Here is a 25,831-nt window from a genome sequence, read left to right on the forward strand (position 1 = left end):
ATTTTACACAAATGAAAAATTTTCTACTACTACTTATATTCTTAGGAACTTCTACTTTTGCCCAAGCTCAATGGACAACTTCTTTCCACATCAGCAATCGCCCTTTTGTAGGAGTAAATAAGCAGTTAGGAGAAAGATGGCTCCCAGAATTTCGGGTTGATGTGGATAATAGTTTTGATTACACTGGGCTAGAATTGGTTGTGAATTATATTTTTGTCAAAAAGGACTCATATCAATTCTATGGAGGATTGGGAGGAAGGGCGAATTATTATTCTGGTGTAGTGATTCCAGCAGGCTTGAACATCTATCCATTTGAAAACAAGAGTTTTGGGTTTCAAATGGAATTAGCTGGAGTTGTTGGAGAATTGAGTTACCTCAGGGGTTCTACTGGAATCAGATACCGCTTCAACAAGAATTAAAATTGCTCCATTTTCACCATCAAATCCCAAACAGCTATACCTAGAGATACAGAAATATTTAAGGAGTGCTTGGTGCCCAATTGCGGAATTTCCAAAACTGCATCACAAGCATTAAGCACTTCTTCTTCTACGCCAAACACCTCATTTCCGAATACTAGAGCATATTTTTTACCTTTTTTAGGAATAAAATCATTGAGCATCACTGAACGATCTACCTGTTCTAAAGCACAAATTTGAAAGCCTTCAGCTTTCAAATTTTCTACCGCCAGCATGGTATTTAGGCAGTATTCCCAACCTACAGACTCGGTAGCACCCAAAGCAGTTTTCTGAATATCCCGATGCGGTGGTGTACCAGTAATTCCGCAGAGATAAATTTTTTCTATTCCAAAAGCATCTCCAGTTCGGAAAGAAGAGCCGACGTTATTTAGGCTTCGAACATTGTCTAGAACGATAACAATTGGCGATTTATCCATTTCTTTAAACTCCTCTACAGAAACTCTTTCGAGCTCTTCCATGCTTAATTTTTTCATTGCCTTTTGTTCTGCTTTGTGAATGGCTTATTTTCGACTTTATTCCTTGAGTAAGTTTTTGAAATTACGTACAAAAGTAAGCATACCCCATGAGTAAGTCTAAAGACGGCAAAGAAACGCCCTTAATGAAGCAGTATAATGCCATAAAAGCTAAGCATCCCGGTGCCTTGCTACTTTTTCGTGTAGGGGATTTTTATGAGACTTTCGGAGAGGATGCCATTCGAGCTAGCAAAATTCTGGATATCGTGCTGACCAAGCGTGGCAATGGTGCTGCTACATTTATTGAACTGGCTGGTTTTCCACATCATTCTTTGGATACGTATTTACCAAAATTGGTGCGTGCTGGAAACCGTGTAGCAATCTGCGATCAGTTGGAAGATCCGAAGTCAGTCAAAGGGATTGTGAAGCGTGGTGTGACGGAATTGGTGACGCCAGGACTTTCTTTCAACGATCAAGTCTTAGATACAAAGAAAAACAACTACCTCGCTTCCATCTCTTTTGGAAAGGACAAACATGGAATTGCTTTTTTAGATCTTTCTACTGGGGAATTTATGTGCGCCGAAGGCTCAGCATCCTACCTCGAAAAGCTCATTCAGAGCTTTGCGCCAGCTGAAATAATTTTCTCTAAAGCTGCTAAAAAGTCTGCTGCAGAGATGCTGAAGAATGATTTCATCACGTTCCATTGCGAAGATTGGGTATATCAATATGATTTCACTTATGAGAAGCTCAAGACACATTTTGGTACGGCTAATCTCAAGGGCTTTGGCATTGAAGAGCTTGAATCGGGTATCGTAGCTGCGGGTGCGATTCTATATTATTTGGAAGAAACAGAGCATAAAGAAATTCAGCATATATCTTCTATTTCGCGAATAGCGGAGGAGAAATATGTTTGGTTGGACAAGTTTACGATTCGAAACTTAGAGCTGGTATTTCCTCAGCATGAAGGGGGGATTCCATTAATCAATATCTTGGATCAGACGGTAACACCGATGGGTTCGAGGATGATGAAAAAGTGGATGGTACTTCCCCTGAAGGAGAAATCTACAATAGAAGAGCGGTTGAATGTGGTGGACTTTTTCTATCAAAATGAAGCGCTGATAGATGAGATGGTCGATCCACTGAAGCATATCGGTGATTTGGAACGATTGATTTCCAAAGTCGTGGTGGGTCGTGCGAATCCTCGAGAGATCAATCAGATCAGACGTGCGCTGATAAATATAAAACCCATTAAAGAGTTACTTAAAAATCAGAAGAATCCTACACTGAAGCGACTTTCTGATCAATTGAATCCATGTGAGTTTTTGTTGGAGAAAATAAGTACAGAACTGAAAGAAGATGCACCTATGCTTACGCATCAAGGAGGAATTATCCAAGATGGAGTAGATGAGGAATTGGATGAATATCGTGGTCTGGCGAATACTGGAAAGGATTTTCTCGTTCAAATTCAGCAGCGGGAGGTTCAGAATACTGGAATTACCTCGCTTAAGATAGCTTTCAACAAAGTATTCGGATATTATCTAGAAGTCACTCATTCACACAAAGACAAGGTTCCAGCCGAATGGATTAGAAAGCAAACACTTGTCAATGCAGAGCGGTATATCACGCCAGAACTGAAGGAGTACGAGGATAAAATCCTGAATGCAGAGGATAAAATGATCGCAATTGAGCAACGGTTTTTCTTGGCTCTTGTCCAGGAGACAGCACAGTATGTGACGCAAATCCAGCAGAACGCCAGAGTGCTTGGTACCTTGGATGTTCTTATTTCTTTTGCCCAAGTAGCAATTTTGAATTCCTATAGTAGACCAAAAATCTCAGAGACAGAAACACTTGAAATCAAAGATGGTCGTCATCCTGTAATCGAAAAACAATTGCCTCCAGGCGAGGATTATGTGCCTAATGACATTTACCTAGATCACGATTCGCAGCAGATCATGATCATCACTGGTCCAAATATGGCTGGTAAGTCGGCTCTCCTGCGTCAAACGGCGCTCACGGTATTGATGGCTCAGATGGGAAGCTTTGTACCTGCATCCTTCGCAAGAATTGGTATTATCGATAAAGTATTTACCCGTGTTGGAGCTTCAGATAATCTTTCAAAAGGTGAATCCACCTTTATGGTGGAGATGACTGAGACAGCCAGTATTCTGAATAACTTGTCGGATCGCAGTTTAGTTTTGATGGATGAAATTGGACGAGGAACATCGACTTATGACGGAATTTCCATTGCTTGGTCGATTGTGGAGTACTTGCACAACCATCCTACTTTTAGAGCAAAAACACTTTTTGCAACGCATTATCATGAATTGAATCAGCTTGCTGCCGATTTTCCTAAAATCAAGAATTTCAATGTGTCTGTAAAGGAAGTGGGTAATAAGGTGATTTTCATGCGAAAGCTAAAGCCAGGTGGAAGTGAGCATAGCTTTGGTATCCATGTAGCACAAATGGCTGGGATGCCAAACCCAATTGTCCTTAGAGCGGCTGAGATTATGTCACATTTGGAGAAGGATAAGGCAGTGGCTGAGCAAAAGAAGAATATCAAATCCATCCCCAAAAATAACTTTCAGTTAAGTATGTTTGAGATGGACCCTAAATTTCAAGAGGCGAAGGAACTTCTTGATGGGATAGACATCAATGCTATTTCACCAATAGAGGCCCTTTTAAAATTGCATGAATTAAAAAAGAAAATTGAATAAGTAAGAACTACTTTTTATAAAATGAATTACCAATCAATTTTTGAGAAATTGAGCGATCAGGAATATCTATAATAACCTGATTATCAAAGGAAAATTGATAAACTTTCATTTTTATCCTAAAATGTTAACAGTCGTAAAGGTTTAACATTTGCCTGTTTGATTAAAAATTTTTTTACTGAAAATGTAGAATAACTGTCAAGTTATACTGTTTCAATTTAAAGGTATGAAGACTTCATTTGCACTGAATAATCCCGAATTTTCGGTTTTCAGAAAATTGTTCTTGATAGATTTTATCAAGGCACTATAACTGAGAAGCATTCTTCTGAGTTTTCATATACAAACACTCTGGGTTCATATAATAATTAAAAATTAGATTAATGCATGGAAAAGTTAGGCCATATCTGATAGACTCTGCTGGTAATTTCGCTATATATCTACACGTCGTTATGCAGCTTTATACCCCACCCTAATCAGCGAACTATGTGTGAAATTATTCTTAAAAGTAAGAGGGAAGGTCACGGATATTTGTAAGTAAAAATTCACCAAACAATAAAATTGTATCCATGACCAAAAAAAAGAAAGAGATTGTGAAGTTGATTTTGCGAGGAAAGGAGTCTAAGGATATCGCGGTTTGCCTGGATAATTCTGTAAATACTATTTCAATACATCATAAAAACATGCTTAAAAAGCTTGATGCGCGAAATGTTGGGAAAATGGTAAAAATATTATCAACCTATCCATTTTGATAGTAGCTTGAAAATCAATGACAAGGATGATTATCGAGGAAAAACTTGAAAAAATTACCAAATAATACTTGTAAATTTCTCCTTGACGCTTACCTTTGCATCCACAATTCAACTGGATCACGTTCCAGTTAAAACAAAAGCGAGAGTAGCTCAGCTGGTAGAGCACGACCTTGCCAAGGTCGGGGTCGCGAGTTCGAATCTCGTCTCCCGCTCAAAAAGCCCTTGATTCAAGGGCTTTCTTGTTATACGGAATTTGTAGCTTGGTAATGTCCAAGTTAAGCCGGAAAGAAAAATCTATGTTTTTAGGATATAGATTAAGCCGGGATGGTGGAATAGGTAGACACGCAAGACTTAAAATCTTGTGAGCGTAAGCTCGTGCGGGTTCGATTCCCGCTCCTGGTACAAAAGCCTCGTAGAAATACGGGGCTTTTTTGTGTTTTTTAGCCAACTGCTTTTGATAAATTTGCTTTTACAAAACATCATGCTTTCACTCGGTGCTATTTTTTGTATTTTAACCGCTATGGAAGAATTTGAGTTTTTATCTTCTGACTGGCCAACTGTTAAAAATTGGCTGATCATAGGCGGTTCAGCACTTGCCACATTTATGATTTTTCTCTTTTTGGCTAGAAAATCACGTACACTTTTAAGCAGAAGACTTGTGAAGCGAATGGATGACGATCTGTTGGCTAATTTTCTCGCTGGCGTATTTGGGTCAATCGTAATCCTAATTGGCTTGTTGATTGTATTCCGTATTATAGGATTGACCGGGGTGATTTCTGGCATGCTTGCAGGAGCAGGTATTTCAGCTTTTATAATAGGTTTTGCACTGAAGGATATCGGAGAAAACTTTCTTGCAGGAATTCTATTAGCGTTTAAAAGACCCTTTAGAGTCGGTGATTTAGTAGATATTGGAGGAATCCGAGGAACCGTTTTAATTCTTAATCTCCGTGATACTCAAATAAAAACTCCTGACGGAAAGGATGTTTTTATTCCTAATGCTAATATCATAAAGAACCCCTTGGTTAATTTTACTATTGACGGATTTCTTCGCTATGATTTTACTGTGGGACTGGATTATGGCTCAGATTACAGAGCGGCACTATCGATAATTTTAGAAGCTATATCCACCGTAGAAGGAGTGCTTACTGAAAATAAAAAACCAAAAGCTTGGATCTCAGACTTGTCAGAAAGTACGTTAAATCTTCAAGTGGTTTTTTGGGTAAATACATTTGATAGAAAAATCAGTGATATGGAAGTGAAAACCGACGCAGTCATTTCTGTATTAACGGCATTAGAAAAGGCCGGCATTAATATGCCAGCCCAAGTTTTGGAAATCAAGAATTTTCAGGGAAAGAGTTTTAAAACTGCCTGATTACTGATTTAAAATGCCTTTTAAATCAGCAGGAGAATATGCTACTGATTTCAAGGTTTTTCTATCACCTTCTCTGAAGACTAAGAACAATTCACCTTCTTTTTCATAGAAACATTCGGTGCCTTTTGCATTGTAATGTGCGACGGTTGCTTTGGCTTCTTCTTCTGTTTTGCAGGCTTTGCTCATATTCGAGCGCTGCACTTCATCGAAGAGAATTTTGAATTTTTCGCCTAAGCCAAATTCCAGAATAGCTCCTGAAAGCACATATTGCAAATCGCAAAGTGCATCAGCCACTTCGACCAAATCATTATTTGCGATAGCTACTTCGAGTTCCTTTAACTCCTCTGCCAGAAGAGATACACGCAAATCACATCTTACTTTCTCAGGGATAATCGGAGACGGCAGAACAGGGTGTTTGAAGGTTTCGTGAAATAGGGCGACTGAGGTAAGCGATTTAGGATCTTGCATTATTTGATTTATTGAAAGGTTGAAATAAGTAAAAAGACTTGGATTTCGGGCCTTTTACACTTGAATTCTAATGTAGTAAAGTGGATTGATAATATGTTTCACCCAATTTCTGACCGATTTGAAATTGAGTTTCAGACAATAAGTCTGTTTTTCTGACAAGATGCTTAAGTTTGTAGCTCAATAGTGCCTTGGATGAATTTTTGTCCAATAGTCTACAATTATTCTCCATGCAAATATCATTTTATAAATATCAAGGAACTGGCAATGACTTCATCATGATCGACGATCGTGGGCAGGAGTTTGATGATTCTGATCTTCAATTAGTCTCAAAAATTTGCGACCGAAAGTTTGGAATTGGTGCTGATGGCTTAATTTTAATCAGAAATCACACAGAATTTGATTTTGAGATGATCTATTTCAATGCTGATGGCAGTCAAAGTATGTGTGGCAATGGCGCTAGATGTGCAGTTGCTTTTTCAGCATATTTGGGAATAATTAATGAGAAGACAAATTTTCTAGCCATAGATGGAGCTCATGATGCGATTTTGAAAGATGGATTAGTAGAGTTGCTGATGGGAAATGTGGCTGGAATAGAGGTAAAAGGAACTGATTCTTTTATCAATACTGGCTCACCTCATCATATCCGATTTGTAGAAGACGTGGAAAATTACCCAGTTTTTGATGAGGGTAAAAAGATCAGGTATGATCAAATGCATTCCCCAGCAGGCACTAATGTTAATTTCGTTGAAAAACTGAGCGAGGACGAAATTTTCGTTCGTACTTATGAGAGAGGTGTGGAGGATGAGACTCTTTCATGTGGTACTGGTGTGACAGCAGCGGCTATCGCTTTTGGGAGGGATCAATCAGTGGCCTCGATTAAAATAAAGACCCTTGGAGGTCAATTATCTGTAAAATTTAAAGCCTCCGTTGATGGTGGCTTCAACGAAGTCTGGTTAATAGGGCCTGCGGAACAGGTTTTTGCCGGAAAAATAAATCTTTAATCAGCTCTTGGAGATCTTTTCCAATGAACTGGTTTTATTATCAATTATAACAAAAAGGGCTTAATTTTATAGCCCCTATAGAGATTCACAATAAGCTAACATGTTAGATATTATAGCAAAAGGACTTGCAAAAGTATTTGGAACCAAGTCCGACAGAGATATTAAAATACTTCTTCCGATCGTCACGCAGATCAATGAAGTTTTTGCTGGATTAAAGAGCCTCAGCGATGATCAGTTGCGTGCTAAGACTGAAGAAATCAGGGCTGAAATCAACGCTCATCTGAAAGAATTTGATGATAAGATTATTTCAATCAGATCTAAGGTAGATGACTTACCCGCAAAAGCTATTCATGAAAAGGATCAACTTTTCAATCAAATAGATCAGGTCGAGAAAGATCGTAATGTGGCTCTTGAAGTCATTTTGGAGAAGGTTTTGCCAAAGGCTTTTGCAGTAGTGAAAGAAACAGCAAGACGATTCAAAGAAAACGGCAAGCTAGTCGTGAAAGCAAATGATCGTGATCGTGAACTTGCTGTAAGCAAGCAGAATGTAGAGATTCAAGGTGAAGAGGCTACCTGGCATAATAGATGGATGGCCGCTGGGACTGAAGTCGTTTGGGACATGATTCACTATGATGTGCAGCTAATCGGTGGTATGGTGCTTCACAAAGGAGATATTGCTGAAATGGCAACTGGTGAAGGTAAGACATTGGTGTCTACCCTGCCTGCTTACCTCAATGCGCTTGCAGGACGTGGTGTCCACATAGTAACTGTGAATGATTACCTAGCCAAGCGTGACTCCGAATGGAATGCTCCACTTTTTGAATTTCACGGATTGACTGTGGATTGTATCGATAAGTTTACCCCCAACTCAGCAGGACGAAAGAAAGCCTACAAGTCGGATATCGTTTACGGTACTAACAATGAATTTGGCTTCGATTACTTAAGAGACAACATGGCTCGTGAGGCAGGAGACCTAGTTCAGGGCAAGCATCATTTTGCTATGATTGATGAGGTCGATTCCGTGTTGATAGATGACGCGAGAACTCCATTGATTATTTCTGGACCAGTGCCCAAAGGGGATGTACATGAGTTTGACGAGATGAAGCCAAGAGTTGCTACTCTTGTTGATGAGCAGCGTAAGTTGGTTCAAGGCTTTTTAACGTCTGCCAAAAAAATGCTTGCTGACGGCAATGATAAAGATGGTGGAGTAGCCTTATTCCGAGCATATCGTGGAATGCCGAAGTACAAGCCATTGATCAAGTACCTTTCTGAACCTGGAATACGAGTGATTCTTCAGAAGACAGAAAACCACTTCATGCAAGACAACAAGCGACAGATGCCAGAAGCAGATGAGCCGCTTTTGTTTACAATAGATGAAAAAACAAACGTAGTAGATCTGACGGATCGTGGTATCGAGACAATGACTACTAAGAATGAAAATATTGAGTTTTTTGTACTCCCAGATATCGGAGTAGTAATTGCTGATTTAGAAAAAGCAGAAGGTGTTGATGACACTGAAAAGCTTGTTCGTAAGGAGGAAGCTATTAAGGACTATAGCGTAAAAGCACAACGTATTCATACTGTAAATCAATTGCTGAAAGCATATTGTATGTTTGAAAAGGATACAGAGTATATCTTGGTGGATGGCAAAGTGAAGATTGTCGATGAGCAGACAGGTCGTGTGATGGAAGGACGTCGTTATTCTGACGGATTACATCAGGCAATAGAGGCGAAGGAAAATGTGAAGGTTGAAGATGCTACGCAGACTTACGCCACGATTACCCTACAGAATTATTTCAGAATGTATCACAAGTTGGCTGGAATGACCGGTACGGCTGAAACGGAAGCTGGAGAATTCTGGGAAATTTACAAATTGGACGTGGTAGTGATACCTACGAATAGACCTATTATCAGAGCTGACCGCGACGATAAAGTATATAAAACAGTACGTGAGAAATTTAACGCAGTAGGCGATGAAATCAATGAGCTCGTTGCTGCAGGAAGACCTGTTTTGGTTGGTACTACTTCGGTAGAAATATCAGAAGTTCTCAGCAGAATGCTAACGCTAAAGAAAATTCCTCATCAAGTGTTGAATGCAAAGCAGCATGCTAGAGAGGCGGATGTAGTTGCTATTGCAGGTCAATCTGGCACCGTAACAATTGCAACCAACATGGCTGGCCGTGGAACTGACATTAAATTGTCTCCGGAGTCGAAAAAAGCTGGAGGCTTGGCTATTATCGGTACAGAGCGTCATGAATCCCGACGTGTCGATAGGCAGTTAAGAGGTAGATCTGGTCGTCAGGGTGATGTAGGATCTTCTCAGTTTTTCGTATCCTTGGAAGATAGCTTAATGCGTCTTTTCGGTTCGGAGCGTATCGCCAAATTGATGGATAGAATGGGGCTTGAAGAAGGCGAAGTTATCCAGCATAGCATGATTTCAAAGTCTATAGAACGCGCGCAGCGTAAGGTGGAGGAAAATAACTTTGGAACTAGAAAGAGACTTTTGGAATACGATGATGTGATGAACTCACAGCGTGAAGTGGTATACAAGAGAAGAAGAAATGCGCTTAAAGGGGACAGATTGGAGCTGGATATTTTGAATATTCTCTATGATGTCTGCGAAAGTTTAGTTGACATTGGTAAGTCTAACACTGATCCAGAAGATTTCAGGATGAATGTATTTACTACCCTTGGGCTGGATCATACTGTCACTGAAAATGATCTAAAAACTAAAGATGCTGGTCTATTAACTCAAGGGTTATACAATCAGGCTTTTGAAAGCTATCAGAAGAAAAGCGAAGTGATGATGAATACTGCATTTCCAATTTTCAAGCGTGTGCAGGAAGAAAGAGGAGCTACTGTGAAAGAAATCATGGTGCCTATTTCTGATGGAATCAAGCAAATCGGTGTGGTAGTTAATCTTGAATCAACATTAAATACTGAGGGTAGAGAGTTAGTGAGAGCAATAGAGAAAAATGTATCTCTTGCTATCATTGATCAAAATTGGAAAGAGCATTTAAGAGACATGGATGACTTGAAGCAGTCGGTTCAAAATGCTGTATATGAGCAAAAAGATCCACTATTGATCTATAAGTTTGAGTCTTTTGAAATGTTCAAACGCTTCATCGGCAAATTAAATGAAGACATGACTACCTTCTTGACTAGAGCAGATTTGCCCAAGCAAGATCCAAATCAAGTCCATGCAGCTGCTCCTCAACGTAGTGCAGATACTGAAGTACAAGCGTCTAAAGCCGATGCTGGAAGCACGTTAAATCCAGGAGCAAATCGTGCTGCAGTAGCCGCTTCCAACGCTGGAAGAACAGCTCCACAGGTGGTAGCTCCTAGAAAATCAGATAAGGCATACGGAAGAAACGACAAAGTTTCTGTTCAATATACCAATGGAACTACCAAATCGGATGTGAAATTTAAAAGTGTGGAACAAGATGTGCATGAAGGAAAATGTGTAATCATTGATAATTAAGGAAATTATGAGAGTTCTCTGGATTTTAGGATTAGTACTGATTTTGGCTTCTTGTAAAATTACTAGAAAGACCACTAGTGCCGCATCTGGCTATGCCAATTATCAGGAGAACTTAAAACCATCTCTCCCTGTATATCCAGATTATCGTGCGCAGATGAGTGCAAATCCGTCATTAATTGAATCCTCGGCATCTACCGAGGCGATTGATGATCAATTAAGCCAAGTCCAGACGAGATTGATAAGTAAGAATAAGTCTGAGCCCTATTTTAGCGGGTTTTCAGTCTTAGTGTATTCGGGAATTGATCGAGAAAAAGCCTTCAAAACCCGGGATGAGCTAGCAATGAATTTCCCTGACCTTGCACCGGAAATGCAATATGAACAGCCACGATACCTCGTAAAAGTAGGGAAATATGCACATAAAATCGAAGCCCAAAAAAGCTTCTCAGAAGTGAAAGCGCAATTCCCCACTGCGCGGATAATTCAAGATCGCTTTCAGCGTGAAGAATTTAAAACAGTTAATGAACTCAATTAAAATAATGCTGAAGGACAAAATTAAATCTCTGGCTAAGGCCTACAAAGAAGAAGTAATTGCAAATCGTCGCCACCTTCACGCTAATCCCGAACTTTCTTATCAAGAACACAATACAGCGAAGTTTGTAAAGGAAAAGCTCCAAGAAATAGGAATTACTAACATTGAATCAAAGGCAGATACCGGATGGGCGGCTTTGATAGAGGGAAAAAATCCAAGTAAAAGAGTAATTGCACTACGTGCCGATATGGACGCATTGCCGATCATTGAAGCAAATGAGGTCTCCTATAAATCCCAAAATCCCGGTGTGATGCATGCCTGTGGACATGATGCTCACACTGCATCATTATTGGGAGCCGCCAAAATCCTTCATGAACTGAAAGATGATTTTGAAGGAACAATTAAACTGATTTTTCAACCGGGAGAAGAGGTTGCTCCTGGTGGTGCATCTTTGATGATTGCAGATAAGGTATTAGAAAATCCACGACCAAATGCAATCATTGGTCAGCATGTGATGCCTTTCATAGAAGTAGGTAAAGTCGGTTTCCGTCCTGGAATCTACATGGCGAGTGCTGATGAAATTTATGTAACCGTAAAAGGCAAAGGTGGCCATGCAGCTATGCCAGAGACTTTAATCGATCCTGTTTTGATCGCTTCTCACATGATTGTAGCTTTGCAGCAAGTAGTGAGTAGAGCAGCTAGTCCAAAGATTCCATCTGTACTTTCTTTCGGGAGAGTGGAGGCATTAGGAGCCACCAACGTGATTCCTAATGAGGTGAAAATTCAAGGAACTTTCCGCACATTGGATGAGAATTGGAGAGCAAAAGCTCATGAGAAGATGCTTTCTATCGCCAAAGGAATAGTAGAAGGAATGGGTGGAGAAGTTGATTTTGAAATTAAGAAGGGATATCCATTTTTAAAGAACGATCCTGAATTAACTCAAAGATCACATCAAGCAGCTATTTCATACTTAGGCCAAGAAAATGTGCTCGATTTAGATATATGGATGGCGGCTGAAGATTTTGCTTTCTATTCTCAGGAAGTGGAAGGATGCTTTTATAGATTGGGCACTAGAAATGAAGCCAAGGGAATCACTTCTGGAGTTCATACTCCTACGTTTGATATTGATGAAGATTCTTTGGAAGTAGGTGCAGGTTTGATGGCATTCCTAGCAATATCGGAGCTCGAAAACGTATAACCTCCCAATAAAATCATTTCATTTTTTTGCAATATTTTCCTGTTTCCCTCACTAGTTCTTTCATGAAAAAGCTTCTCACTACTTCAGTATTTGTATTTCTCTTGGCAACACAATCCTTCGCGTGGGGTCAGCTGGGTCACTATTTGATCGGCTACATGGCGGAGAAGCAGATGAATAGATCAGTTCGTAAAAAAGTCGAAAAAGTACTTTACCCTATGTCTATTGGTAGAAGTGGAACGTGGATGGATGAGATCAAGTCGGATAATGCTTATGATTATGCCAACTCATGGCATTACTTGACCAGTAGAGCAGGCGAATATGACGAGTCCATTCAAGAGAAGAGTGGAAATGCTTATGCTGAGATAAATAGAATCAAAAATGAATTAAAAGCTGGAAATCTCGATCCTAAACAGGAAGCTGAATTGCTCAAAATGCTTATTCATATGGTAGAAGATATTCATCAACCACTTCACGTAGGTTCTGGAGATGATAGAGGTGGAAATGATGTGAAACTCGAATACTTTGGTAAGCCAACTAACCTGCATGCCGTGTGGGACAGCGGAATTATTGATGGTAAAGCGATGAGCTACACAGAAATTGGGAATGAACTTTCCCGAAGATTGAATAAAGATCTCATCGCGGGATACCGTGCTGGTGGCATGGATACATGGCTAGCAGAAGCCGTGGCTATGAGACCATCTGTTTACAATCTTCCAGAAAGCATGAAAATATCATATGCTTATGGTTATGAAAACATGCCCTTTTTAGAAGAAAGGTTGATAGCTGCCAGTATTAGGTTAGCACAGATTTTAGAAGAAATCTTTGGTTAATAAATAATTTTATGGAAAAGCCATTGGTTCAAATACCTTAATTGGCTTACATCAGTCATGATATTTGGCAAATACAAAGACTGCTTCCACTAAGTCTCCTAACCACACTTTTTGATACAGCCTCTTTTTCCCAAGAATTGAGATAAAAATTAAGTAGAATTTATTTCAATTGTGATTTAGATGGGTTATTTGAATGTAGAATTGCAAAAGATGGAATTCAAAATGAGTTGAAATTACCCGCCCTCAATTATCTAATTCTTTCTATTAAAATCATGTGTCGGCTTTTGTTAAGATCATTATCCAATTTTGTTATATAAAGGTACAAAAGCAATATAAATCAAGCTCGAATTTAGCGTTAAGGGCGCTTCGGTCACCGGTCATCTGACCAGATGAGCAAAGAATTTCTGGTTACTGATAAAATTTGGGGTAATCAGATTTTTTTCTCACATCCCCTCAAACAATCCACCCATTCCCTGAGCTGGCTTTATTTTAAGATGCTTATAAGCTAACTCAGTAGCTACACGACCGCGAGAAGTTCGCTTCAAATAGCCTTCTTGAATCAAAAATGGTTCGTACACTTCCTCGATAGTCTCTGCTTCTTCACTACAAGCTGTCGCTATCGTGCTTAGCCCAACTGGCCCGCCATTGAACTTTTCGATAATGGTCAGCAAGATTCGGTTATCCATTTCATCCAAACCATTCACATCCACATCGAGAGCATCTAGCGCAATTTTGGAGATTTCCAGGTTAATCGTTCCATCGCCTTTTACCTCGGCAAAATCTCGCGTTCTCCGTAGAAGCATATTTGCAATCCTTGGTGTTCCCCGGCTTCTTCGAGCGATCTCGTAAGCCGCCACTTCGTCAATGGGAGTTTTGAGGATTCCAGCCGAGCGCTGCACGATATCAGTGAGCAACTTCGCATCGTAATACTCCAATCGGGAGTTGATCCCAAACCTTGCACGGAGCGGAGAAGTTAATAAACCCGACCGGGTGGTAGCACCGATTAGTGTAAAAGGACTTAGGGAAATCTGAACAGATCTAGCGTTTGGACCAGAATCCAACATGATATCTATCCGGAAATCCTCCATCGCTGAATACAGATATTCTTCTACAATGGGATTGAGCCTATGAATCTCATCTATGAAAAGCACATCGCCCTCATCAAGGTTGGTCAACAAACCAGCCAGATCGGAAGGTTTATCCAGTACTGGACCAGAGGTGATTTTGATGCCAGCCTGAAGTTCGTTTGCGATGATATGGCTCAAAGTTGTTTTGCCTAAGCCTGGAGGTCCATGCAGAAGCACGTGATCCAAAGGCTCATTTCGGTTTTTCGCAGCTCGAACGAAAACTCGCAAATTTTCCACGATTTTGAATTGTCCTGTGAAATCCTCAAAGCTTAACGGTCGTAACGCTTTTTCGTAATCCTTGTCCTTTGGGCTGAGACTTTCGTCCTCTCCACTTAAATAATCTTCTCTCATAGTTTATTCGTACGCTCACAAATATAGAAAATTACGAATGCCTTCTCCCGCATTTTTGAAACCCAGTCTTTCCTACGAAACTGAAAAATAAGCCTTAAATTTGCCCTCAAATTCAGAAGCTCATGCGCCCAAACGCCCGGAAAAATATCATCTATTCTATTGTCTTACTTGTAGCCATCATGCTGGTGTATTCTTGGCGTAATCGTGACAAGACCGAGACGACATTGACCGAAACTACGGTAGCTGTTGCCGGGAAAATGACCATATCAGGTAAAACAATGGGCACGACATATAACGTCACTTATCTGGATGAGAAAAGTCGCGACCTTCAAACCTCCATTGATTCCCTTCTCGTAGTATTCAATCAAAACCTTTCTACTTACATTCCAGATTCTGAATTAAGCAGATTTAATCTAGGTGATACATTGAATTTCAACTTGCCGTATTTGCTGCCAGTATTAGAAGCTTCCAAAAAGGTATATAAAAACACGAATGGGGCGTTTGATCCTACAGTAGGCCCTTTGGTTAATATTTGGGGATTTGGCCCCAGTGGACCTGAATTGAAAGACAGCGTTGATATTAAAAATCTTTTGGCTTCAGTTGGTTTTACTAAAATCGAATTTGATCAGAAGCAGCTTCGCAAAAAAGTACCAGGGGTTTATCTAGATTTTTCTGCTATCGCAAAAGGATATGGTTCAGACGTGGTCGCTAATTTTTTGAATTCGAAAGGAATATCAGATTACTTGGTGGAAATCGGTGGAGAGCTAGTTGCCCACGGAACTAATGAGAAAGGGGAGTTATGGAAAGTTGGAGTGAATCGTCCCGAGGAATCTGCCAGTGCAGCTGATCTCATCAGTATCATTGCGCTGCAAGATCGCGGTATGGCGACTTCTGGAAACTATAGAAATTATTATGTACGGGATTCAGTCAAAATCTCTCATACGATCAATCCCTCCACAGGGTATCCTGTCAACCACACATTACTTAGCGCCACCGTTTTGGCGAAGGATTGCATGACTGCCGATGCCTATGCTACAGCCATTATGGTGATGGGAAAAGACAAAGCGATTGCATTGGATTCAGCTTTGGATGAGATTGAAGTTTTTCTCATCTACGACGATGGGATGGGTGGATTTAAGACTTTTGCGAGTGAAAGTTTGAAACCATACCTTTCTTTCCCGCAAGAAAATTAATTTTAAATGCAACATTATTGAATTTTATTACCTTTGCTTGAGTTATCACTTTCTCATTTTCACTAGAAAAAGAAAGTAACCCCGGCCGATGGAATTCAAATTTTTACTTCTTTTTTTCACTGCTATGATCGCAGGATCATTGGTGTTTTTTGCTCCTAATTTCAGAGAGAAATACTTCCGCCTTGTCTTGGTTTTTGCGGGTTCCTATCTTTTTGCCATTACCATACTCCATATTTTGCCGGAGCTATTTGACAGTGGATTTGATAGTAAAAGAATGGGCTTATACATTCTGATTGGTTTTCTGCTACAGCAATTGCTGGAGTTCTGGTCTAGCGGCATCGAACACGGCCATATTCATACACACGAGCATCAGGGCAGTAAAGCCATGACCACGATTATGCTTGGCTTGTTCATTCATGCATTTCTTGAAGGTACGCTGTTATCTCACGGAGAATTGATAGATCAAAGTGAACAAGTACTTGGTCATATGCACAATAGCAAAACTGTGCTTCTCGGAATTATCCTTCACAAAGGGCCAGCGGCCTTTGCTTTGGCGGCCGTTCTTTCGAGTACGTTGAGCAAGAAAACTACTTTAATATTATTGACACTTTTTGCTTTGGCTTCACCACTAGGGATGTTGTCTAGTTCATTTTTATTTGAAAGTGGCTTGATACAAAAGCAGGGCATTGGAATACTATATGGCTTAGTCGCTGGAGGATTTCTTCACATCTCTACCACGATATTTTTTGAAAGTAGCCCACATCACAAGTTCCAAATGAATAAGTTGCTCGTGAGCTTTCTGGCAGCTGGCTTGGCTATTCTCTCGGAGTTTTTTATAAGTTAAAAGATGCTGAATGCAAGAGATAGGAAAGTGTTTCTTGTGAGAAAGCCAACCATGTACCTTTAGAATCTCAGGTATTTTCCAGTAGATACAGGAAAAATTCGAGTAATTCCTTGCAATCAGTTTGCATTCCTATGGATGCATTGACTAGTTTCAAGGGATAATTGTGTTCTCAGCCTTAAACTTATACTATGCCTGCCCAAAATGAAAAAATGAAAGCCTATTGGAGGAAAAATCTCCAAACTCTTTTTATACTCCTATTCGTCTGGTTCGTAGTCTCTTTTGGCTGCGGGATTCTTTTCGTAAATGAATTAAATGAAATTAGACTTGGCGGATATAAGCTGGGTTTTTGGTTTGCACAGCAAGGTTCTATTTTCGCTTTCGTGATCTTGATTTTCATTTACGTAGTCCGAATGAACCGATTGGACAGAGAATTTGATGTGGACGAAGAATAACTTTTTGAGCTAAAAAACTATGGAAATTTTAACTTGGACCTACATTTTAGTAGGTCTGTCCTTCGCACTTTATATAGGAATCGCTATCTGGACTCGTGCCGGGTCTACGCAAGAATTTTACATCGCTGGGGGCGGAGTATCTCCTCTAGCTAACGGAATGGCAACTGCTGCCGATTGGATGTCAGCTGCATCATTTATCTCTATGGCTGGGATTATATCCTTTGCGGGCTATGATGGATCTGTTTATTTGATGGGTTGGACTGGAGGCTACGTTTTGCTGGCTCTTTTGCTTGCTCCTTATCTTCGGAAATTCGGAAAATTCACTGTGCCTGACTTTGTAGGAGATCGCTATTATTCTAATACTGCAAAAGTGGTTGCGGTGATTTGTGCCCTGTTTATCTCCTTTACCTATGTTGCTGGGCAAATGCGAGGCGTAGGAATAGTCTTCTCCAGATACCTGGAAGTGCCCATCGAATGGGGAGTAGTCATCGGGATGTGTATTGTATTCTTCTATGCAGTCCTAGGTGGAATGAAAGGCATCACATACACGCAAGTAGCGCAGTATTGTGTATTGATCTTCGCTTATATGGTTCCAGCTATTTTTGTTTCCATTCAATTGACAGGTAATCCAATACCTCAGCTTGGGCTTGGTGGATCGATTGCTGACGGAACTCCTCTACTAGATAAATTAGATGGGGTTCTTACAGAGCTTGGCTTTGCAGCTTACACTTCGGGGAGAAAGAGCATCACTGATATGTTTATGATCACGCTGGCGCTGATGGTTGGAACGGCTGGATTGCCTCATGTTATCGTTCGATTCTTTACTGTTCCTAGAGTAAAAGATGCTAGGCTTTCGGCTGGATATGCGTTGGTATTTATTGCAATTCTTTACACCACAGCTCCTGCTATTGCAGCTTTCGGGATTTTCAACACAATAGACACTACTTCTGAAAAGAACATTTCTGAGCTTCCACAGTGGATTTCCACCTGGGAAAAAACTGACCTGATTAAAGTTAATGATAAAAATGGCGATGGTAAAGTTCAGTATGTCGCAGATCCTGCAGTCAATGAATTGACTATAGATAGAGATATCATGGTACTGGCGAGTCCAGAGATCGCAGAGTTACCAAACTGGGTTGTTGGCTTGGTTGCAGCTGGAGCGATGGCCGCAGCGCTTTCTACTGCTGCTGGTTTATTGCTAGTGATTTCTACTTCTATCTCTAGAGATTTGTTCAAGACCTTCCGACCTGAGATTTCAGAGAAAAAAGAGCTAAGAATTGCACGACTTGCTGCAGCGGGAGCTATAGTATTGGCAGGATATTTCGGAGTAAATCCACCTGGCTTTGTTGCTGAGGTCGTTGCATTTGCCTTTGGACTTGCTGCAGCTTCTTTTTTCCCAGTAATTATCATGGGGATTTTCTCTACAAGAATCAATAAAGAAGGAGCGATTTCAGGGATGATTACTGGATTGTTATTTACGATAGGCTACATCGTTTATTTCAAATTTATCAGTCCTGAGACCAACACTTCCGAGTTCTGGTGGTTCGGCGTATCCCCAGAAGGAATTGGATCTATAGGTATGATTCTGAATTTCATTGTGTGTGTGACAGTTTCCAAATTTACCCCGGCTCCACCTCAAGCGGTGCAGGATATGGTGCAGGAAATTAGAATCCCTCGTGGTGCTGGTACAGCACAGGATCATTAAATTAGTGGGTGTTTACCCAAAATTGAAAACAATAAACCAAGAATATCATGAGTGACAGAATACATACCCTCAGCGGATACCTCTACGAATACCAGAAAAGTGTAGCTCAGCCAGAAGAGTTTTGGGCGAAAATTGCAGATTCATTCTACTGGAGAAAGCGCTGGTCCAAGGTATTGAAATGGAACTTTGAAGAGCCAGAGATCAAGTGGTTTGTAGATGCAAAACTTAACATTACTGAAAATATTTTTGAACGACACCTGTTTACTATCGGTGATCGTCCAGCGATCATCTGGGAAGCGAATGATCCCAATGAGGAAGGAAGGACAATCACCTATCGAGAACTTTTTCATGAAGTGAACCGCTTTGCAAATGCCCTAAAAAGAAAAGGAATAGGCAAAGGAGATAAGGTGATTATTTATATGCCTATGGTGCCTGAAGCGGCAATTGCAATGCTTGCATGTGCAAGAATAGGAGCGATTCACTCGGTTGTTTTTGCTGGATTCTCGAGCACAGCGCTGGCTGATCGGGTTGTTGATTGCGAAGCAAAAGCTATTCTGACTTCGGATGGTAATTACCGCGGGAGTAAAAAAATCGGCGTCAAATCTGTAGTAGATGAGGCTTTGGAGAAATCATCTGTAGAAACGGTGATCGTATACGAGCGTACCAAGCAGGATGTGACGATGAAAGAAGGCCGTGACTTCTGGTGGCATGATGTGATCGCTGAGGAATCTGAGCAATGTGTGGCCGAGGAGATGGATAGTGAGGATATGTTGTTTATACTTTACACCTCTGGATCTACTGGCAAACCAAAAGGTGTGGTGCATACCACTGGTGGCTACATGGTTTATTCCCAGTATTCATTTGACAATGTCTTTCAATATTCCGAAGGTGATGTCTACTGGTGTACCGCGGATATAGGTTGGATTACTGGTCACTCATATATCGTATATGGACCACTTTTAGCCGGTGCAACTACCCTAATGTTTGAGGGAGTACCGACTTTTCCAGATTGTGGTAGATTCTGGGCAGTAGTAGAGAAACACAAAGTAAACATATTCTATACTGCTCCGACTGCAATCAGAGCATTGCAAGCTTATGGAACTGAGGAAATAGAAAAATATGATCTCAGCTCGCTTAAGGTATTAGGTTCGGTTGGCGAACCTATTAACGAAGAAGCTTGGCACTGGTATCATACCCATATAGGTAAAAATAAATGTCCTATTGTAGATACGTGGTGGCAAACAGAAACGGGCGGAATTATGGTTTCACCCATTGCTGGTATTACACCGACTAAGCCGGCTTATGCGACCTTGCCACTTCCTGGCATTCAGCTTTGCATCGTAGATCCTGAAGGCAATGAGCTTACTGGAAACTCTGTGGAAGGTAATCTTTGTGTCAAATATCCTTGGCCCGGAATGATCCGTACCATTTTTGGTGATCATGAGCGCTGTAAGCAAACGTATTTTTCTACCTACAAAGGAATGTATTTCACTGGTGATGGCGTGAAGCGTGATCACGATGGCTACTATAGAATCCTCGGCCGCGTGGATGATGTGATTAATGTATCGGGTCATAGATTGGGTACTGCTGAAGTAGAAAATGCAATCAACGAACATCCTAAAGTGATAGAATCTGCTGTAGTAGGCTATCCGCATGAGATCAAAGGACAGGGTATTTATGCCTATGTTATTTGTGATATGACTAATAGAACGGAGGACAATTTGATCAACGAGATTAAGGAGATGGTTTCAAAGATCATTGGTCCAATTGCCAAGCCAGACAAAATTCAAATCGTGTCGGGATTACCGAAAACCAGATCAGGAAAAATCATGCGTAGAATTTTGAGAAAAATCGCTGATGGATCACATGATACTATGGGTGATACCAGCACTCTGCTTGATCCGGAAGTGGTGAGTCAGATTATTGAAGGCAGGAAGTAAATCAGCTAGCAAAAGTGAGAAGTCTAGATCCGTTTAGATTTCTCACATTTTAACCCACATATATAATGAATGTCATCGTCCATCGGGTGGCCGAGTTCCTCAAGCGGTTCCCTCCTTTTTCTTTTCTTTCGAAAGAAGTTTTGGAAAAAGTGGCCGGATCCGTGGAAATACGCTATTTGGAAAAGGGCGAGACACTTTTTCGTCAAGGCCAAGCTGCCGAAGCTCACTTTTACATTCTAAAAGAAGGTGCAATAATCCTCACTGAGTCTATCCAAAATCAGGAAGAAATCCGAGATCAATGTGATGAGGGAGACGTCTTTGGAGTTTTAGCCTTATTGGGAAAGCGACCTTATTTGCTCACGGCAGAAGTGCAGGAAAACAGTCTTTTATACGCTATACCTGTAGCTATTTTTGAAGAAGTCCTAGAGGAAAATAGTCGGGTAGCCTTGTATTTCGCTGCAGGATTTGCTTCGGGACAGGTTGTAGTTAGACAAGATCTTTCTGAATCGCAAAAAGCCAGAGGAGCATTCAAGATTAAATCTAGGGATCATTCGCTACTGATTTTTTCTGATCAGTCAGAAATCAAATTTTCAGAAAAAGTATTGATATGCAGTCCTGATGATACGATTCAAAAAGCAGCAGCACTTATGAGTGAAAAGCACGTGAGTAGTATTGTTGTTTGCCAAACAGATATGAAACCCTTAGGAATAATTACAGATAAGGACCTGCGTAACAAAGTGGTTTCTAAGGGAATTCCACTTGATACTGTTGCTTCAAAAATTATGAGCACGCCGATCTTGACCAGAAGAAAGGATGCTGCTTTTTCAGACCTATACCTTACCATGATTAAGCATCGCTTACATCATTTGGTACTGACCGAAGATGGTACTGACAAGAGTCCGGTTTGTGGGATTATTTCTGATCACGACGTGCTGCTCTCGATGGGAAATAGTCCTGCTGTATTGATTCATGGGCTGATGAATACCTTGGATGTGAAAGAAATGAGGCTCATTTGTGACCAAGCAGAGCAAATGCTACGCTACTATCTGGAAAATGAGTTGAACATGGATTTTGTGGCTTCGGTGATGACTGAGGTAAATGACATCATCATTAAGCAAGCCCTCCGCATTGCAGAGAACTCACTTGTCAAGGAAGACGAAGTGCTTCGGAAGATTCCATTTTGCTTCCTCTCACTAGGTTCTGAAGGTCGAGAAGAGCAACTCCTCCGGACTGACCAAGACAATGCCTTGGTGTACGAAGATGTACCTGAAGCTATTGCTGAAGATGCCCATGCCTACTTTCTAAAGCTAGGCACAGCCATGGTGGAAGTACTACTCGCCTGTGGGTTCGCACCATGTCCAGGAGATATTATGGCCAGCAATCCCAAATGGGTGCAGCCGCTGAGCGAATGGAAAAGTTATTTCAGCGAATGGATCATCAGACCGACTGAGGAGGCCATTCTAAGCTCCACGATTTTCTTTGATTTTCGACCTGTGGCTGGCAATCTCGGATTGGGAGAAACGCTCAGTTTACACATCTATGAAGAGATTCAGAAAAAAAAGGTTTTCCTGAATTTCCTGGCAAACAATGCGCTGATGAATCCACCCCCTCTTGGTTTTTTCAAAGATTTTGTGGTGGAAAAGTCAGGGGAGCATAAAAATGAATTTGATATTAAATCAAGAGCAATGATGCCATTAGCGGACTTGGCCAGATTGCTGGTTTTGAGTCATGGGGTGATTGGAGTGAACAACACCTTTAAGCGATTTGATCGATTGGTAGCGTTGGAACCAAATTATGAAGCCTTATTCAAGCAGGCGTCGAAAGCCTACGAAATTCTCATGCGTACCCGCGCGCTTGAAGGGCTGAAAAATCAATCTAATGGGCGATTTATTCAGCCAGAAAACCTAGGGAAACTAGAACGTCAATTGCTTAAAAATACCTTTTCACCGATCAGTGAACTTCAGAATATCGTCAAAGTACGCTTTCAATTAGACTATTTTCCATCATGAGTTGGTGGGATCTTTTTGGGAAGCATGTAGATAAAGCAGATTTCGTGAAGGCCTTTCTCCTCCAAAATCAAAAGCCTATTCCTGCTATTAGAAGTCTTGATCAATTGGAGTTTACCGTCTTCGATACTGAGACCACAGGCCTTTCGATAAAAGAGGATTACGTGTTGTCTTTTGGAGGAGTCAAAATTCGAAATGCCGCAATTCAGATCGAGACAGCTATCGAGCTTTATCCAACATCTCCGAAATCAGGAAAAAAAACTGCTTCAATTCATGGATTGGTCCAACGTGAAAACCAGATTCAGATTAGGGATTTTGCAAATCAAAGCTTGGAGTACTTCTGTAATTCGATATTAGTGGCACATCATATCGGCTTTGATACAGAAATGATGCAAAAAGCTTGCAGGCCGTTTGGACTAGAGAAGTTGCCAAACCCTATGATAGATACCATGACCATGGCAATACGGCTAGAGCTGGGGCCGCATGCAGATCGTAGTCAGATCAATCCTAGTGACTTTGGGCTAGATTCGCTATGTAAACGCTATCAGATTCCAACAGAAGACCGTCATACTGCTGCTGGGGATGCATTTTTGACTGCGCAGCTTTTTCTTAAATTTTTAAAGATAGCTCAGGGTAAAGGGATTACAAACTTTGGACAGTTGACCAGAAAAGGATTTTAGCAAGTCAAGAACTAGTTGAAACTACACTTTCAAAAATGTATATTCTTCAACAAGCTTGATTTTTTTATTTCCACTTTACATCGACTTCCCCACTGGCTTTCATATGAATTACCAATTCTTTTGCCATAGGATAAAATCCAGAAGGCTCGATGATAAGATCAGCTATTTTGAATTCTGCGATCGGAGTATTTAATCCAAGACGATCTGTGATACTTCCCAAACTTTCAGCTAATACATCTCCAATTGGAAAAACGGCTTTAGTTTCAATGCTTCGAATGATTTTCCGCTTTTTCAGCCCTACACCTGTCTGCGCACCCAAACTTCCACTTTCCATTTTGAAATTGATATCCTCAAAAACCAAACTTTGGCTAGCAGCATTATATTCTGGTTGGCCCACCACGAAAAGTGTTCCGCTCAATATTTTCCCGTTAGTCTGCTCTGCAGTGAAGTCCATATTTACAGCCAATAAATCTCCAAAGGCTTGAGTCTTAATATTTGATGGAATCAGGGTTGTTTTTTTATCCACACGAATGGCTTTACCATCCAAATTTTCCTTTAGCAGCTCATCAAGAGTAGAATATTTTACCGTTAATGGAATTAGGATTTCTAATTCGTTCGTTGAGTTGTCATTTGGGCTCAATTCTGGAAGTGGGAAAGAACGAGAAGGTGCAGCATCTGCTGGATGAGAATTTATCTTACCGTCCATGCCAAGCCAAAGATTATAATCCTGATTTGCATCGAAGAACTCTTTGATTTTCAAGTCTTGGGGTTGGATAGAAAATGCTGTATTGCCTCCTATCCAATCAATAGAAAAAGGCTTTCCTACCTGAGCCCAAGCCAGATCTACCAAAGTTTTTAAAGATGCTATCTCTTTACCACCTGTTAGATTTTGATTTCCCCATTTTCTTATTTCTTTGCTCAGCAAACCACTTAAATCGACCTGCATACCCAATACATCAATTGCCAGATTTCCGCCCAAATCCATCAATTCAAAACTTTCGGCTCCTATACTCCAATTAGAATTGATAACCGGATCAATAACAAAAATAGGGGTAAAATCTTCATTCAAAGGTAACTTGGATTGGAATAAGCTTCCTAATCCTTTTGGTTTTAAGCCTACTTGTCCCAGAACATTAATAGGTACAGATAGCTGAATACGTTGACTATCCAGTGCAATCCAGGAGATCTGCCCATTTCTTTTCAACTGCAAATCGCCAGTCATACCACTTCCCATATCCATTCCTTTTTCCTGAAGCAGCAGCGTTGGAATTTGACTATTTAAGAGTTTACTTAATGTTTCTTTTGGGATTTTTAAAGGCACATTTACCTCAGTAGTGGCAGGCGGAGGAGGAGTACTTAATCCTAGATTAGCCGCAGGGTTTATGCTTTTACATGAAAATAAAACAAGACCTAATAAGACTATAGGTATTGGAAAATTTATAAATCGCAGACGGAACTGTATTTTCATAAATGAAGTTTGGTTTTCAATGGGTGATCATTCATCTACAACTATTGCCCCAAAAATATAAAATCGCCAAAATGAATTGGAATAAACTCACAGAAGCTAGCCAAATACAGGAAATCAAAGCACTTAGCGAAGCAAAACCTGTTATGATTTTCAAGCATAGTACCCGATGTTCGATTAGCAGTATGTCCTTGGATCGACTACTTAGAAAGTGGAAAGATGTTGACAACGAGAAAGTGACACCCTATTTTTTGGACCTGATTGCTAGCCGGGATTTATCAGATCTGGTAGCAAAGGAATTTCGTGTTGCACATGAATCCCCACAAGTACTATTGATAAAAAACGGCCAGGCTGTTTATAACAATAGCCATTACGGAATTGCGTATGCAGACATTATGGGTAAAATTTAGGTATTTTAACCTTTAAATCGATAAAACACCTTTTATCCTTTAGAGTATCCACTCTTATTTTTCTTTAAGTGCAGACTAAACCTTCGACCTTGCTATTAGGTCAAAGAGGTAGAAATTTGCAGACTTATGAAAAAAAACTACTTAGTTATTTTATTGATTTTTAGCCTTTTATTGGCCACATCAGCCTATGGACAGCGACCAACTGGTCAAGATCGTCCGGAAAGAAAACTTACAGGAACTGTCATGGACGGCAGTGCTAAGATTACAATGGCTGGAGCAAACGTATTAATCAAAACCGTTACAGATTCACTTTTGTCGGGAACTGTGACGGACGCAAAAGGACAGTTTGAAATAGTAAGACCAAATATTCCTTCTGTTAAAATTGAAATAA

22 protein-coding genes and 2 tRNA genes are annotated in these 25,831 nt (G+C 40.5%); 20 read left to right on the forward strand and 4 right to left on the reverse strand.

What is annotated here, in order from left to right; all coding sequences use genetic code 11:
• Nucleotides 1–11 precede the first annotated feature (11 nt).
• Entirely contained in the window at nt 12–419 is a 408-nt protein-coding gene (locus BVH02_RS07865; RefSeq protein ID WP_086500848.1) for a hypothetical protein, read from the forward strand.
• Here the strand turns inward: BVH02_RS07865 and BVH02_RS07870 are convergent.
• Nucleotides 416–949 carry an RNA methyltransferase gene (locus tag BVH02_RS07870; protein ID WP_086500849.1) on the reverse strand — a complete coding sequence of 178 codons (534 nt, stop codon included), beginning with the start codon at nt 947–949 and terminating at the stop codon, nt 416–418. The two genes, BVH02_RS07865 and BVH02_RS07870, sit on opposite strands and share 4 nt — an antisense overlap.
• Nucleotides 950–1,038: 89 nt before the next feature.
• Between BVH02_RS07870 and mutS the strand changes: the two genes are divergently transcribed.
• The 5 genes from mutS to BVH02_RS07895 all read left to right on the forward strand — a co-directional run bounded on the left by mutS (nt 1,039) and on the right by BVH02_RS07895 (nt 5,760).
• Nucleotides 1,039–3,642 carry a DNA mismatch repair protein MutS gene (mutS, locus tag BVH02_RS07875; protein WP_086500850.1) on the forward strand — a complete coding sequence of 868 codons (2,604 nt, stop codon included), beginning with the start codon at nt 1,039–1,041 and terminating at the stop codon, nt 3,640–3,642.
• A 563-nt stretch (nt 3,643–4,205) separates the two neighbouring features.
• Nucleotides 4,206–4,388, forward strand: a complete 183-nt coding sequence (locus BVH02_RS07880) for a LuxR C-terminal-related transcriptional regulator (protein WP_086500851.1) — start codon at nt 4,206–4,208, stop codon at nt 4,386–4,388.
• Nucleotides 4,389–4,527: 139 nt separating this feature from the next.
• A tRNA-Gly gene (locus BVH02_RS07885) sits at nt 4,528–4,600 on the forward strand.
• Between the two features lie 106 nt (nt 4,601–4,706).
• A tRNA-Leu gene (locus BVH02_RS07890) sits at nt 4,707–4,790 on the forward strand.
• A 118-nt stretch (nt 4,791–4,908) separates the two neighbouring features.
• Entirely contained in the window at nt 4,909–5,760 is an 852-nt protein-coding gene (locus BVH02_RS07895) for a mechanosensitive ion channel family protein (RefSeq protein WP_223271833.1), read from the forward strand.
• Here the strand turns inward: BVH02_RS07895 and BVH02_RS07900 are convergent, their stop codons facing one another.
• On the reverse strand, nt 5,761–6,228 hold the full coding sequence (locus BVH02_RS07900; RefSeq protein WP_086500853.1) for a pyrophosphohydrolase domain-containing protein: 468 nt from the start codon (nt 6,226–6,228) through the stop codon (nt 5,761–5,763).
• Nucleotides 6,229–6,455: 227 nt separating this feature from the next.
• Between BVH02_RS07900 and dapF the strand changes: the two genes are divergently transcribed.
• The 5 genes from dapF (at nt 6,456) to BVH02_RS07925 (ending at nt 13,267) form a co-directional block, all read left to right on the forward strand.
• Nucleotides 6,456–7,229 carry a diaminopimelate epimerase gene (gene dapF / locus BVH02_RS07905; RefSeq protein WP_086500854.1) on the forward strand — a complete coding sequence of 258 codons (774 nt, stop codon included), beginning with the start codon at nt 6,456–6,458 and terminating at the stop codon, nt 7,227–7,229.
• Between the two features lie 100 nt (nt 7,230–7,329).
• Complete coding sequence (secA, locus tag BVH02_RS07910) at nt 7,330–10,710, forward strand: preprotein translocase subunit SecA (RefSeq protein WP_086500855.1); 3,381 nt, start codon at nt 7,330–7,332, stop codon at nt 10,708–10,710.
• A gap of 7 nt (nt 10,711–10,717) precedes the next feature.
• A complete protein-coding gene (locus BVH02_RS07915) occupies nt 10,718–11,242 on the forward strand; it encodes a hypothetical protein (RefSeq protein WP_086500856.1) in 525 nt (174 codons plus the stop codon).
• A gap of 4 nt (nt 11,243–11,246) precedes the next feature.
• On the forward strand, nt 11,247–12,437 hold the full coding sequence (locus tag BVH02_RS07920) for a M20 metallopeptidase family protein (protein WP_086500883.1): 1,191 nt from the start codon (nt 11,247–11,249) through the stop codon (nt 12,435–12,437).
• A gap of 62 nt (nt 12,438–12,499) precedes the next feature.
• A complete protein-coding gene (locus tag BVH02_RS07925) occupies nt 12,500–13,267 on the forward strand; it encodes a S1/P1 nuclease (RefSeq protein WP_086500857.1) in 768 nt (255 codons plus the stop codon).
• Between the two features lie 443 nt (nt 13,268–13,710).
• Here BVH02_RS07925 and ruvB read toward each other — a convergent pair whose 3' ends face one another.
• On the reverse strand, nt 13,711–14,745 hold the full coding sequence (gene ruvB / locus BVH02_RS07930; RefSeq protein ID WP_086500858.1) for a Holliday junction branch migration DNA helicase RuvB: 1,035 nt from the start codon (nt 14,743–14,745) through the stop codon (nt 13,711–13,713).
• A gap of 122 nt (nt 14,746–14,867) precedes the next feature.
• Here ruvB and BVH02_RS07935 point away from each other — a divergent pair, with 122 nt between their 5' ends.
• The 7 genes from BVH02_RS07935 to BVH02_RS07965 all read left to right on the forward strand — a co-directional run bounded on the left by BVH02_RS07935 (nt 14,868) and on the right by BVH02_RS07965 (nt 23,565).
• Nucleotides 14,868–15,938 carry an FAD:protein FMN transferase gene (locus tag BVH02_RS07935; RefSeq protein WP_086500859.1) on the forward strand — a complete coding sequence of 357 codons (1,071 nt, stop codon included), beginning with the start codon at nt 14,868–14,870 and terminating at the stop codon, nt 15,936–15,938.
• A gap of 88 nt (nt 15,939–16,026) precedes the next feature.
• A complete protein-coding gene (locus tag BVH02_RS07940) occupies nt 16,027–16,782 on the forward strand; it encodes a ZIP family metal transporter (protein ID WP_086500860.1) in 756 nt (251 codons plus the stop codon).
• Between the two features lie 188 nt (nt 16,783–16,970).
• Nucleotides 16,971–17,234: a DUF4212 domain-containing protein gene (locus BVH02_RS07945; protein WP_086500861.1), complete on the forward strand. Its 264-nt coding sequence runs from the start codon at nt 16,971–16,973 to the stop codon at nt 17,232–17,234.
• Between the two features lie 19 nt (nt 17,235–17,253).
• On the forward strand, nt 17,254–18,939 hold the full coding sequence (locus BVH02_RS07950) for a sodium:solute symporter family protein (protein WP_086500862.1): 1,686 nt from the start codon (nt 17,254–17,256) through the stop codon (nt 18,937–18,939).
• 47 nt (nt 18,940–18,986) lie between these two features.
• Nucleotides 18,987–20,879 (forward strand): acetate--CoA ligase, encoded by a 1,893-nt coding sequence (acs, locus tag BVH02_RS07955; protein WP_086500863.1) that lies wholly within the window; start codon nt 18,987–18,989, stop codon nt 20,877–20,879.
• Nucleotides 20,880–20,941: 62 nt separating this feature from the next.
• Nucleotides 20,942–22,888 (forward strand): DUF294 nucleotidyltransferase-like domain-containing protein, encoded by a 1,947-nt coding sequence (locus BVH02_RS07960; protein WP_086500864.1) that lies wholly within the window; start codon nt 20,942–20,944, stop codon nt 22,886–22,888.
• Nucleotides 22,885–23,565 carry a 3'-5' exonuclease gene (locus BVH02_RS07965; protein WP_086500865.1) on the forward strand — a complete coding sequence of 227 codons (681 nt, stop codon included), beginning with the start codon at nt 22,885–22,887 and terminating at the stop codon, nt 23,563–23,565. Before BVH02_RS07960 ends, BVH02_RS07965 begins: the two co-directional genes overlap by 4 nt.
• A 64-nt stretch (nt 23,566–23,629) precedes the next feature.
• Here the strand turns inward: BVH02_RS07965 and BVH02_RS07970 are convergent, their stop codons facing one another.
• Nucleotides 23,630–25,033 (reverse strand): DUF4403 family protein, encoded by a 1,404-nt coding sequence (locus tag BVH02_RS07970; RefSeq protein ID WP_086500866.1) that lies wholly within the window; start codon nt 25,031–25,033, stop codon nt 23,630–23,632.
• 71 nt (nt 25,034–25,104) lie between these two features.
• Here BVH02_RS07970 and ytxJ point away from each other — a divergent pair, with 71 nt between their 5' ends.
• Together ytxJ and BVH02_RS07980 are read left to right on the forward strand one after the other, a co-directional pair.
• Complete coding sequence (gene ytxJ / locus BVH02_RS07975; protein ID WP_086500884.1) at nt 25,105–25,440, forward strand: bacillithiol system redox-active protein YtxJ; 336 nt, start codon at nt 25,105–25,107, stop codon at nt 25,438–25,440.
• Nucleotides 25,441–25,566: 126 nt separating this feature from the next.
• On the forward strand, nt 25,567–25,831 hold a 265-nt coding region (locus tag BVH02_RS07980), incomplete at its 3' end, for a carboxypeptidase-like regulatory domain-containing protein (RefSeq protein WP_143244191.1).

Source organism: Algoriphagus ratkowskyi, from assembly GCF_002150505.1.
GTDB lineage: Bacteria > Bacteroidota > Bacteroidia > Cytophagales > Cyclobacteriaceae > Algoriphagus > Algoriphagus ratkowskyi.